The following is a 12,365-nucleotide window of genomic DNA, read 5'->3' on the forward strand; positions in this document are numbered from 1 at the left end:
TACCACAATATAAAACATAAACGCCATACCTGGATGCTTAGCTTTGGTATGGCGTTTATGTTATTTCAAAAGAACTTAATTCTGTATCTCTACAAATGCGTTACATACTGATCTAAGTACTGCTCCATCTCCTTCTGCACTTCCAAAGCTGCTTCTCGGGCACGGTCAGCAAAATCGCGACCGGAGGAAGCGTAGATGATGGCGCGGGACGAGTTTACCAAAAGGCCGCACTGCTGGTTCATGCCAAGTCGGGAGATTTCTTCGAGGCTACCGCCTTGTGCGCCAACTCCCGGCACCAGCAAAAAGTGATTTGGTACGATGGCACGCACCCGTTCAATATACTCGCCTTGCGTGGCACCCACGACGTACATCATTTGTCCTACGCTGGCCCAGTTGGCACTTTCACGCAGGACCTGCTCAAAGAGGTACTCTTCGTTACCATCCGACAATTTGAGCATCTGAAAATCCTTACTGCCCGGGTTAGACGTGAGTGCCAGCAAAATCACCCAGCGGCCCGGCTGCACCAGAAATGGCTTCACAGAATCGGAGCCCATGTAAGGTGCCACGGTCACAGCATTGAAGTTCATCGTCTCAAAAAAGGCCCTGGCGTAAAGCTCCGAGGTATTGCCAATGTCGCCACGCTTGGCGTCCGCTATCGTGAAGATCTCTTCCGGTATCACTTCCAGCGTTTTCTCCAGGCTTACCCAACCCTTCGGACCCTGCGCTTCATAAAAGGCGATATTCGGCTTATAGGCTACACACAGGTCAGCAGTGGCTTCCACGATCTGGCGGTTAAACTCAAATACCGGGTCTTCGTGGTCGAGCAGGTGCTCGGGCAAACGTTTGGGATCGGTGTCGAGACCAATGCACAGGTATGATTTTTTCTGGAGGATCTGCTCAAACAGCTTTTCTCTGGTCATGATAGGTATAGGAGCTAAAGTTCAGGTATAGCAAAGCTAGTTTATTTAAGGGCAGCTACAAATTTTTTATACCTGCACAGGCCACTAATTGATACTGTTACGCTAGATCTGTTAGGTCTTGCAACCTTATCCGCACAAAAGGAATCGAAATAGTAAGTAGCACCTTAAACCAAAAAACTATGATACGACACCTGTGCACCCTCGCCTTTATTCTTCTGATTGCCACCGGATGCTCCAAAGAAGATTCCGAACCTCCGGCACAAGAGCGCCCTGCTCCCATTGTTCGCGTAGAAGCCCCTGCAACTGCACAAGTAGGTGAAACCGTGACAGTGGATGTTCACTTTCAGGTTAGCGGAGGTTGTGGTCAGTTCGGCTCGTTTAATGTCAGCTCTTCTGGCAAGGAGACGGTCATAAGGGTGGTGGCGAAGTATCAAGGGAACGTTTGCACCGATGATCTGCCGATCCGTACGGCTCCCTATACCTTCCGACCGACAGAGGCAGGCATCTATACCTTGAAATTCCGTTCCACTCCTCAAGTGGGGTTTATTGTTGCAACGATAGACGTCGGGGACTTTTAAATTTATGATACAAAAAAAGAGCTGCCCTAATAGAGCAACTCTTTTCTTTTATCATAAATCGGTTGGGTTATCGTAAGTCTACCACCTGCACGCCTTTGTATTTGGCCTTGTTAAAGCTGAAGGCGTCAGAAGCCAGCTCAGGGTTTGCCTGGAAGTTTTTGATGGTATAGGTATAGCGATTGCCGTTATTACGGAACATCTGCCAGCTCTTCAGCGACTTGTCTTTCTGGTTGATGTGCAGGCGCACCTTAAAGATCGGATTGCTACGGTCCTCAGGAGCCAGCTCAATCACGTCATAAGTGTCAGCACCCTGCTTTTCGGTACCAGCATAGGCATACTTGTAGCCTTTCTTATACATGTCGAAAATCTTGCTCGGCGCCATGGCCTCTGCTTCCGCGTCGGTTTCTGTGATGGTCACTTCGTTTACCTCTTTCAGGTAAGTCCACATCAGTTTACCATCGCTGATAATCTCCTGTCCGCTCACGGCTAGTCTGTATTTCGGACCGCTTACCAAAATATCTCCTTCCATCGTTTCTTTTACCTTGGCAGAAGGGTTCTCCAGTGTCTGTGCAAAAGTAGCTTTGAAAGCTTTCATACTTCTGTACTTCTGGCTCATCTGGTCCAGTATCTTGCCTGCCTTCGGGTCCTGCTGCGCATTCGCCAGGTTCACAAACATAAATACTGCCAGCAAAAGGGATAATACTCTTTTCATGATGTTATTTGAGTGTCGTGTTTTATTCTTTCCTACAGCGTATTCAATAACTGTTCCAAACTGTACTCGTCCGGAATTAAAACTTCACGGGCCTTACTTCCTTCAAAGGGCCCCACTATACCTGCAGCCTCTAACTGATCGATCAGGCGGCCGGCACGGTTATAACCCAACTTAAGGCGACGCTGTAAAAGCGAAGTGCTGCCCTGCTGGTGCTGTACGATAATGCGGGCGGCTTCCTCAAACATTGGATCCTTGGAGCTTGAGTCGAAGTCTGCTTTTTCGGAGCCGCTCTCGTCACCCACAAACTCCGGCAACAGGTAGGCATCGTTATACCCCTGTTGCTCGCCAATGAAGTCGCAAATACGATCCACTTCCGGCGTGTCTACAAAGGCGCACTGAATACGAATCATATCTGAACCAATCGAGAAGAGCATGTCACCCTGACCGATCAATTGGTCAGCGCCACCTGCATCCAGAATGGTGCGGGAGTCGATTTTGGAGGTTACTTTAAAAGAGATACGCGCCGGGAAGTTTGCTTTGATGATACCCGTGATAACGTTCACCGACGGTCGCTGTGTGGCTACTACCAGGTGTATACCAATGGCTCGGGCCAGCTGCGCCAGACGGGCAATTGGCGTTTCCACCTCTTTGCCGGCTGTCATCATCAAGTCTGCCAACTCGTCTATTACCAGCACAATATAGGGCATAAACTTGTGTCCCTTTTTCGGGTTTAGCTTACGCTCCACAAACTTCTTGTTATACTCTTTCAGGTTACGGCAGCCAGCATCTTTCAGCAAGTCATAGCGCATGTCCATCTCCATACAGAGCGAGTTGAGCGTGTTCACCACCTTTTTGGTGTCGGTGATGATCGCCTCCTCTGTGTCCGGCAGCTTGGCCAGGAAGTGACGCTCTATCTTATTGAACAGCGAGAGTTCCACCTTTTTCGGATCGACCAGCACGAACTTGAGCTGCGAAGGGTGGCGCTTGTACAGGAGCGAGGTCAGAATAGCGTTCAGACCAACTGACTTACCCTGACCAGTAGCACCTGCCATCAGCAAGTGCGGCATTTTGGCCAGGTCGGTGATGAACACTTCGTTGGTAATGGTCTTACCAAAGGCGATTGGCAGGTCCATCTCGCTCTTCATAAACTTCTCCGTCGACAGAATCGACTTGATCGACACCATCTCCTTCTTCGTATTCGGCACCTCTATACCGATGGTACCTTTGCCAGGTATAGGCGCGATAATTCGTATACCCAAAGCCGCTAAGCTCAGGGCGATATCATCTTCCAGGTTCTTGATCTTAGAGATACGCACCCCGGCATCCGGCACGATTTCATAAAGTGTCACCGTCGGGCCGATGGTCGCTTTGATGCTGGCTATACCTATATTATAGTGGCCAAGTGTGGCCACGATCTTGTCTTTGTTAGCTTCAAGTTCCTCCTTGGTTACCTGAATCTTGCTGCTGCCATAGTCATTGAGCAGGTCGACAGTCGGGTACTGGTAGCGGGCCAGATCCAGTGTCGGGTCGTAGTTTTCGGTGGCCAGCACGTCGGCTGCTTCTTCTTCCGGTGTCTTTTCGATTTGCAGATCTAGGTCATCTTCTTCACCCTCGGCCGTATCAAACTCAGCCTCTGCTAATTCTTCTTCAAATTCAGTTTCAATATCGAGCTCCAGCGTAGGCGTTGGTGCAGGTGCAGCAGGCTTTGGGGGCTCTGGCTTGAGCGAACTCAGCTCCATCTCCAAGGCACGGTTGATCGCTTCTTCCTCATCTTCATCGAATTCAATCTCCTCTTCTTCCTCGGCATCCAAAGAAGCAGTCGGGTCGGCGTTGTGGTTGATGTTACGGGCATAACCGTGCACCACATCGCGCAGCGACGAAGCACTTCCTCTGTCAATTGCCACTTCACCCTCTTCGTCCTCAGTTGCTGGTTTGCTCCAGTTGATGCTCGTGATATTGAAGAAGAAGACCAGGAAAATCAATAACAGGAAGCCGAGCAGCAAACCACTACCCCAGCCGATCAGGCTACTCAGCCAAATGGCCGTTTCTATACCTATACCTCCGCCCATGAAGCCGTATTCACTTACCGTACCCGTTGTGAGCACGATATACCCCAAAGTCAGGCTCAGCCATAGCATACTGAACGTACAAAGCCCGAGCACATACGACATAGAAACAGTTTTCCAGCGGAACACAATGCGGCTGCCAGCGAAGAAGGAGATCGGTATCAGGAAAAAGGCTCCTATACCTAATAAGTCATAAATAAAATAGTGGGAAACCCAGGCACCGAACAGGCCCAGCCAGTTCTCAGCCTCCTGCCCTGACTCTTTCAGCCCCGTGCCTTGTACAGACTGCACCACACTCTGGTCGGCGGCCCCTGTGAACAGGTAAGACACAAACGCGATGGTCATAAAAAAGGAGATCAGCAGTAATGAGAAGCCAATGAACAGCTTGAAGCGGCGATCAGACAAAAAAGCGGGCGCTTTCAGGTTCAGCCTGAAAGACGGCATCTTAAAAAATGGTTTTTTAGCTTTCTTCTGCTTGGGCTTTTCACTGGTAGAGGCGCTGCCGCGTGGTTCATTACGTCCACGCACCTCATTTCTCGCCCTTCCCGTGCTCACTGCATCGTTTCTGTAAGTGTTCTTTGCCATACCCTTCGACTAATTAAGATTTCAAATTTACATTTTTTCGGCACACGCCGCTCAGCAAATCCGAAGGCTTTTCAGGAAATGTGCTAAAAAATTGAAATAGACTTGGCTTCGACTTTCTCAACTGTCTGAATCTTCACATAGGGGCCCTACCCCCAAGGATTCACAGGATTTAAGGATAAACAGGATTTTCACAGGTGTCGGGGCAAATCACCTCTAGTTCCTCCTTGGCAAAGGTGTGGGAGCTTTCTGCCACTGCCCCTCCACAGGTATAAGCTTTGTTACACCTCTTACAGTCCACTGGCACGCATTGAAAAGGTAACTTACCACTTAAGCTATGAAACAGGCTCACCTGAGCCAGGTGCACCAATGACGATTTTTTGTTTGAGTGGTCAGCGAGTTCAAAATCGTCTTGATTTTTTTGCTTACTGGGAGTAGGGCCCCTCGATTTTTTCATCAAGGAAAAAAGTAAGTGCCCGCCGCACAGGCGAAGCTATAAAACAATCCAATTTGCTATACCTACAGCCACTGCTACACCAGCAAAGGCTCCTCTACTCCCTCGGTAGGACGATTTATTTCAACAACCTCTTATTAATATTAGCAACCAGCGCCGGTCCTTCATAAATAAAACCGGTATATAGCTGCACCAGGTCAGCACCGGCCTCTAACTTCTCCACAGCATCCTCTGCCGTCATAATACCGCCCACGCCGATAATTTTGATTTCCGCAGGCAAGTGTTGACGCAGGTAACGAATGATCTCGGTAGCATGTTTTGTAAGCGGTTTGCCACTGAGGCCTCCTGCTCCGATTTCGGTTACGCGGCTTCCAGGGGTGTGCAAGTCTTCGCGGCTGATGGTGGTGTTGGTGGCAATAATACCACTCAGCTTGGCAGCCACGGCAATCTCGATTATATCATTTAACTGAGCCTCGTTCAGGTCTGGGGCAATCTTCAAAAGCAGGGGTTTGGCCTTTGGCATGGAATTGTTTAGCTCTTGCAGGGCCATCAGCAGTTGCTGCAGCGGCTCTTTTTCCTGCAAGGCACGCAGGTCGGGGGTGTTGGGAGAGCTTACGTTTACGACAAAATAATCGACGACATCATAAAGTGCTTTGAAACAGTACAGGTAGTCGTTGAGCGCCTCCTCGTTTGGTGTTATTTTGTTTTTGCCGATGTTGCCACCCACAATGATGTTGCTTTTGCGCTTTCGTAATCGCTCCACGGCTGCTTCCACGCCTTCGTTGTTAAAGCCCATGCGGTTGATGATGGCCTGATCTTCCGGAAGACGGAAAAGGCGCGGCTTCGGGTTACCCTCCTGTGGTTTTGGGGTGAGTGTCCCGATCTCAATGAAGCCAAATCCAAGCTCCCCAAGCTCATCCACTAACTTAGCATCTTTATCAAAGCCAGCGGCTAATCCAACCGGATTGGGGAATTTCAATCCGAAGAGTTCCCGCTCCAGTCGCTTGTCCTCCACCCGGAACATGCTGCGGCTGATGCTTTTAGTAAAAGGAAGGCCAAATGCCGTGCGTAAGGCATCGGTAGTAAGGTAGTGAACTTTCTCGGGATCTAATTTGAAAAGTAGCGGACGAAGGAGGCTCTTATACACGGCAGCGGTTTTTGGGTTTGGTTAGCTGCCCGCAAAGATAAATACTAAGAGGCAGACCTCACAGTGTTTCTGACATCTGTGAGGTCTGCCTCTTAGAAACAGAAAGCTGAAAAATTATTTATCCGCCGTCCACTGCTCAAAGTTGGGGAAGTATTTGGCCTTCCAGAAGGTATAGCGCGGAATGATGGCCGTGTTAAGTCGGCGTTTGAAATCGGTGAAGTTCTTCTTTTCGGCTGGTGACCACAGCACCTCGCTCAAGGCGGTCATGCGCGGGAAAACCATGTACTCTACTTTGGCTTCGCTGCCGATGTACTCCGTCCATAAGTTGGCCTGCGCCCCGATAATATAGTGGTCCAGTTTGCGCTCGCGCAATGCCGCAGGTATAGGTTCAAAATTATACACAGCATCGAGCGGGTTGTAGCCGTGTATGGCCAAGCTGTCGTTAGGGTCTTTGGACTGGTAGTGGTCGAAGTATAGCGGCTTGCCTGGCGCCATGATCACCTGGTGGCCACGGGTAGCGGCAGTTATCCCCTCTTTCTCTCCTCCCCAGTTCATGATCAGTGTCGATGTGCTCAGGTCACCTTCCAGAATCTCGTGCCACCCGATCACTTTCTTGCCTTTGGCAGCCAGATAACCTGCCACCTGCTCTACAAAATAAGTCTGCAGTCCTTTCTCGTCTTTCAGGTTGTGGTCTTTGATGAATTGCTGCGAAACCGGATCAGCTTTCCACCATTTTTTACTGGTCTCGTCGCCGCCCAGATGGAAGTATTCATATGGGAACAGGTCGGCTACTTCCTTAAACACCGTCTCCAGAAATTGGAACGTTGCCGGATTCGGCTGCAACACATTGTTCTGGCGGTTATACATGCCCCAGGTAGTAGCTACATTCCAGGTAGTGTCAGGGCGGGTGCTCAGTTCGGGGTAAGCCGCAATGGTAGCGCGGCTGTGGCCAGGTATATCGATTTCAGGTATAATGTTGATGCCGCGCACCGAAGCATAGTTAATTACTTCCAGTATTTCGTCTTTGGTATAATAGCCGCCGTAACGGGTGCCGTCATACCTGGCCGGTTCGTCTTTGAAGTGCCCGATCAGGGTTTCCTTTCGCCAAGAGCTGATCGTGTTCAGTTTCGGGTAAGACTCGATCTCGATGCGCCAGCCCTGATCGTCGGTCAGGTGCCAGTGAAAGGTGTTGAACTTATGGAAAGCCAGGTAGTCGATGTACTTCTTGATGAACTCCACGGGGAACATGTGCCGCACCACGTCCAGGTGCATGCCGCGGTAAGAAAAGCGAGGATAGTCTTTGATATGCACATCCGGGATCTTCACTTCCCTTACCTGCTTCAGCGGGAACAGTTGCAGCAATGTCTGAATGCCATATACCATACCGCCTGTGTCCTTGGCGCGTATGGTCACGTCCTTACCTGACACGGTCAAGGTATACATCTCGGCTTTGTCGATGGTCTTGTTGTCGAAAACCAGTCGGATGTGATGACTGGCTTTGGGCTTATCAGGTGTGTTTGGGTATGCCGGCAGGTTCAGTCCGGTTTGAGCGGACAGCATTTCTTTCAGAAAATCAGCTTGCGCTCCGAACTGCTTGTCAAACACGATGTGGGCTTTTCCGTCGATGGTTACATGCCCTCTGGCCTCCTTGATCACCTCCACAGGTCGCGGTGTAATGTCATCCACAGACTGAGCGGTGGTGAGAAAAGGTATAGCTAAAGAAAGCAGGGCAGTGGTGAATATTCGGATGAAAGTAGATCGCATGCGGGTATTTTGAAATTGTGTTGCTTATTGACTTCTGGAAAAACGATTGGTTTAACGGGATTGCCAGGATGCCTTCTACAAATGGCATGGCACTGTAAATTTCACATTTTCTAAGAGTACCGCCCGTCAAGTGTTGATGTCTGGTATATGAATCCAGTGCAGGATCCGGACAGGTCGCATCCTGTCCCTACAGGCTATACCTCCTACTCTCCCAAAATCCCAAACTCCTAAACTTAAATCAGCTTCTCGGGTGATAATCCTTGATCACCTGCTTCAGGTAATCCCTGTCGAGGTGGGTATAGATCTCGGTGGTAGTGATGGACTCATGGCCCAGCATTTCCTGCACGGCACGCAGATCGGCGCCGCCCTCGATCAGGTGCGTGGCGAAGGAGTGGCGGAAGGTATGGGGGCTTACCGTTTTCTGTATACCTGCTTTGGCGGCCAGGTCTTTGATGATCGTGAACACCATCACCCGTGTGAGTTTAGCGCCACGACGGTTCAGAAACACAAAGTCTTCGTGGCCTTTTTTGATAGTCAGATGGCAGCGCACCCCTTCGCGGTATAGTTGGATGTGCTTGAGTGCGTCGCGTCCGATCGGCACCAGTCGCTCTTTGTCGCCTTTACCGGCCACTTTCAGGAAGCCCATATCCTCGTAAAGGTTACTCAGCTTCAGCTCCAGTAACTCCGACACACGCAGTCCGGAGCTGTAAAGCGTCTCCAGCATAGCCCTGTTACGGGTCCCTTCTGGCGTAGAAAGGTCGATGGCGGCCAGCAACTGCTCTATTTCATGGAAGTGCAGCGTATCCGGCAGCTTGCGGCTCAGCTTCGGGGCTTCGATGGTCTCAGTCGGGTCCGCGGTGAGCATGTCTTCCATAATCAGGAACTTGTAGAAAGCCCGTATACCTGACAGTGTGCGTGCCTGCGAATGCGGCGTCATACCTAACTCAGCTACCCACTCCAGAAATTCCCGTAGTATAGGCGGGGTCATCTGCTCTGGCTGCACGTTTATACCTTTGATCTCCAGAAAATCGGTCAGCTTGCGGATATCGCGCAGGTATGCCTCCACGGAGTTACCGGAAAGGGACTTTTCGAGACGCAGGTATTGCTCGAACTGGGTAATGCAGATGGACCACTTCATAAGGTAGAATTTGGGCAAAAGAGGAGCTGACAAAACTTTCTTTTGTCAAAAAAATCAAAGCAAAGATAGTTAATACTTAAATTGCATCCGCTTAATTGAGCTGAAATCACAAAACACCCCTAAACTATGAAAATCCTCATCCTGAACGGCCCAAATCTTAACCTGCTCGGTATTCGCGAGAAGTCTGTCTACGGCTCCGAGTCATTCGAATCATATTTTGAAGAGCTGAAGGAAGCGTTTCCAGCCATGGAGTTATCCTATTTTCAGTCAAACACCGAAGGGGTACTGATCGACAAGCTGCACGAGGTGGGTTTCAGCTACAAAGGCATCGTGTTCAACGGTGGCGCCTATACCCATACCTCCGTGGCCCTCTCTGACGCTATCAAGGCCATCGAAACGCCTGTAATCGAGGTGCACATCTCCAATGTTTATGCCCGCGACGCCTTCCGTCACAAAAGCATGCTGGCTCCTTTCTGCAAAGGAGTAATCACAGGTTTCGGGATGGAGAGCTACCGGCTGGCACTGCAGTACTTCGAGCGCATGAAGCCGAAGCAGATCGGTTTTGGATCCAAAAAATAGCGTGGTAACACTGGGATTCCGTTCACTAAATATTTGCTTTTTACTATAGTAGCAATACTATATTTTTTTATATTACCCTCCATGTTGAATTTCTATCCAGGACCGTCTAAAATATATCCGGAAGTGCGCAACTATCTTATGGATGCGTATGACGAAGGTATATTGGGAGCTCCGCACCGCGGAGAACAGTTTGTACAGCTATCACGCACGGTGGTGGGCTCGCTCAAGCGGCGCCTCAACATTCCGCAGGATTACTCTATTTTTTTTACCTCCTCCGCCACCGAGTGCTGGGAGATCCTGACCCAAAGCCTCACCAAAAAGAAGAGCTTCCACATTTACAATGGTTCTTTTGGGGAGAAATGGTACGAGTATGCCAAAAAGCTACGCCCCAATGCCGAGGGTATTCGCTTCGACATCAACGAGGCCATGCCGGTGGAGGAACTCGACATCAGTGTCGATACTGAGCTGATCTGCTTCACTCAAAATGAAACCTCCAACGGAACACAGGTCACAGCCAGTACCATCCTGAACCTGCACAACCGCTTCCGGGACACGCTCACAGCCGTGGATGCAACTTCCTCGATGGCCGGCCTCAACCTGAAACACATTAAAGCTGATATCTGGTTTGCCTCCGTGCAGAAGTGCTTCGGTCTGCCGCCGGGTCTGGGTATACTTGTTTGCTCGCCGCGTGCCATCTTCCGGGCCAAGCAAATGAACGAGCGCAGCCACTACAACAGCCTAGTGTCGCTCTACGAGAAGATGCTCAACTACCAGACCGTGCACACGCCGAACACGCTCAACATCTACCTGCTCAAGCGTATGCTCGAAGACCGGCCTTTTATCAAACAACTCGACATCGACCTGACGGATCGGGCCAACGAGCTGTACGAGTTCTTCGGACAGTTCACCGACTTTAAACTGCTGATTGAAAACGAAGAAGTGCGCTCTAAAACAGTACTGGTATTGGAGGCGAACGAGCGGTTGGTGGAGGACATCAAGAAACGGGCGCTGCACCACAATATCCGGCTGGGCAACGGCTACGGACCATGGCAGCGCAACACGTTTCGGGTGGCCAACTTCCCGGCCATTGCCAACGAAGAGTACGAAGAGCTAAAGCGCTTTTTCCTGCATTATTACGCCTAAGAATCCTACCTTTGCGGCTTGTTATTAAATTGCGTCAGCGCTTGCAGGTATAGCTATACCCTATTTGCTGGCTTTAACATTTTAACAACCACTCAACCCATGCTTCAGGAGCTGTTCAGTTTTAAGGAAATCGCGTCTGTCACACTTATCCTGTTTGCGGTGATTGACATTCTGGGTTCTATTCCCATCATCATTGACCTGCGCAAACGGGAGGGCAAGATCGAATCAGAAAAAGCGACCATTATTTCAGGTATCCTAATGATCGTGTTTCTGTTCGTGGGGGATGGTATCCTGAAACTGTTCGGCATCGATTTCGAGTCTTTTGCCATGGCGGGTGCCATTATCATTTTCCTGATTGGTTTGGAGATGATCTTGGGCAAAGACCTTTTCCACTCCGACCCGGAAGTAAAAAGTGGTTCCATTGTGCCGCTGGCCTTCCCGCTTATCGTTGGAGCCGGTACCATGACAACCCTGCTCTCGCTGCGTGCTGCTTACTCTCTGCCAAACGTGCTGGTCGGTATAGTCCTGAACCTGATGTTCGTTTACATCGTTCTCAAGGCTTCGGCCTGGCTGGAGCGTAAACTCGGCAAAGCTGGCGCCAACGTGCTCCGCAAAGTTTTTGGCGTTATCCTGCTGGCCATTGCCATTAAGCTGTTCAAAACGAATCTACCTATTTAAATTGAGTGAGTTAGCGATTGAGTGACGGAGTGGTTTATTATTTTTTTCACGACCAATAACTCACTCATTCACACATGCGCTAAATCAAAAACTCACTCAATCGCTAAATCACTCATTCACTCAATTACAATATGATCGAGCTTTTTACAGATGGTGCATCACGAGGAAATCCGGGTCCGGGAGGGTATGGCACTATATTGCGCTGGAAAAACCACGAAAAAGAACTGACTGCCGGTTACCGCAAGACCACCAATAACCGCATGGAGTTGCTCGCCGTGATCGTGGGGCTCGAGGCGATCACCAAGCCTGGTATACCTGTCACGGTCTACTCGGACTCCAAGTATGTGGTAGATGCAGTAGAAAAGCGCTGGGTATTTGGTTGGCAGAAGAAAGGCTTCGCCGGCAAAGCCAACGGTGACCTTTGGGCCCGTTTCCTAAGGGTATATGCCAAACATAACGTAAAATTCGTCTGGATCAGAGGTCATGCAGGCCACCCGGAGAATGAACGCTGCGATGAATTGGCGGTTGCCAGTGCACTGTCACCGAATCTGTTAATTGACGAGGGCTTTGAGTCGGGGCAGTTTAATTCGAAGTGATGAATAAT

Annotated in this window: 11 protein-coding genes; 5 read left to right on the forward strand and 6 right to left on the reverse strand. The window is 49.9% G+C overall.

The window, feature by feature from the left end; genetic code table 11:
* Positions 1-89 precede the first annotated feature (89 nt).
* Positions 90-920: an orotidine-5'-phosphate decarboxylase gene (pyrF, locus tag BW972_RS00490; RefSeq protein ID WP_007658126.1), complete on the reverse strand. Its 831-nt coding sequence runs from the start codon at positions 918-920 to the stop codon at positions 90-92.
* A gap of 179 nt (positions 921-1,099) precedes the next feature.
* Here pyrF and BW972_RS00495 point away from each other — a divergent pair, with 179 nt between their 5' ends.
* Positions 1,100-1,498: a hypothetical protein gene (locus BW972_RS00495; RefSeq protein WP_076420361.1), complete on the forward strand. Its 399-nt coding sequence runs from the start codon at positions 1,100-1,102 to the stop codon at positions 1,496-1,498.
* 67 nt (positions 1,499-1,565) lie between these two features.
* Here the strand turns inward: BW972_RS00495 and BW972_RS00500 are convergent, their stop codons facing one another.
* The 5 genes from BW972_RS00500 to xerD form a co-directional block, all read right to left on the reverse strand.
* Complete coding sequence (locus tag BW972_RS00500; protein ID WP_007658122.1) at positions 1,566-2,210, reverse strand: outer membrane lipoprotein periplasmic chaperone LolA1; 645 nt, start codon at positions 2,208-2,210, stop codon at positions 1,566-1,568.
* A gap of 32 nt (positions 2,211-2,242) precedes the next feature.
* Entirely contained in the window at positions 2,243-4,861 is a 2,619-nt protein-coding gene (locus BW972_RS00505; RefSeq protein ID WP_076420363.1) for an FtsK/SpoIIIE family DNA translocase, read from the reverse strand.
* 569 nt (positions 4,862-5,430) lie between these two features.
* A complete protein-coding gene (locus tag BW972_RS00515; protein WP_076420367.1) occupies positions 5,431-6,459 on the reverse strand; it encodes a quinone-dependent dihydroorotate dehydrogenase in 1,029 nt (342 codons plus the stop codon).
* Between the two features lie 114 nt (positions 6,460-6,573).
* Positions 6,574-8,223: a beta-N-acetylhexosaminidase gene (locus tag BW972_RS00520; protein ID WP_076420369.1), complete on the reverse strand. Its 1,650-nt coding sequence runs from the start codon at positions 8,221-8,223 to the stop codon at positions 6,574-6,576.
* A 238-nt stretch (positions 8,224-8,461) separates the two neighbouring features.
* Positions 8,462-9,361, reverse strand: a complete 900-nt coding sequence (gene xerD / locus BW972_RS00525; RefSeq protein WP_076420370.1) for a site-specific tyrosine recombinase XerD — start codon at positions 9,359-9,361, stop codon at positions 8,462-8,464.
* A gap of 126 nt (positions 9,362-9,487) precedes the next feature.
* Here xerD and aroQ point away from each other — a divergent pair, with 126 nt between their 5' ends.
* The 4 genes from aroQ to rnhA all read left to right on the forward strand — a co-directional run bounded on the left by aroQ (position 9,488) and on the right by rnhA (position 12,357).
* Positions 9,488-9,940, forward strand: a complete 453-nt coding sequence (gene aroQ, locus BW972_RS00530; protein WP_007658113.1) for a type II 3-dehydroquinate dehydratase — start codon at positions 9,488-9,490, stop codon at positions 9,938-9,940.
* Positions 9,941-10,021: 81 nt separating this feature from the next.
* Complete coding sequence (locus tag BW972_RS00535) at positions 10,022-11,083, forward strand: aminotransferase class V-fold PLP-dependent enzyme (protein WP_076420372.1); 1,062 nt, start codon at positions 10,022-10,024, stop codon at positions 11,081-11,083.
* 111 nt (positions 11,084-11,194) lie between these two features.
* Positions 11,195-11,761 carry a MarC family protein gene (locus tag BW972_RS00540; protein WP_040574344.1) on the forward strand — a complete coding sequence of 189 codons (567 nt, stop codon included), beginning with the start codon at positions 11,195-11,197 and terminating at the stop codon, positions 11,759-11,761.
* 131 nt (positions 11,762-11,892) lie between these two features.
* A complete protein-coding gene (gene rnhA / locus BW972_RS00545) occupies positions 11,893-12,357 on the forward strand; it encodes a ribonuclease HI (RefSeq protein WP_007658099.1) in 465 nt (154 codons plus the stop codon).
* Positions 12,358-12,365 lie beyond the last annotated feature (8 nt).

The sequence above is a fragment of the Pontibacter lucknowensis genome (assembly GCF_900156415.1).
Lineage (GTDB): Bacteria > Bacteroidota > Bacteroidia > Cytophagales > Hymenobacteraceae > Pontibacter > Pontibacter lucknowensis.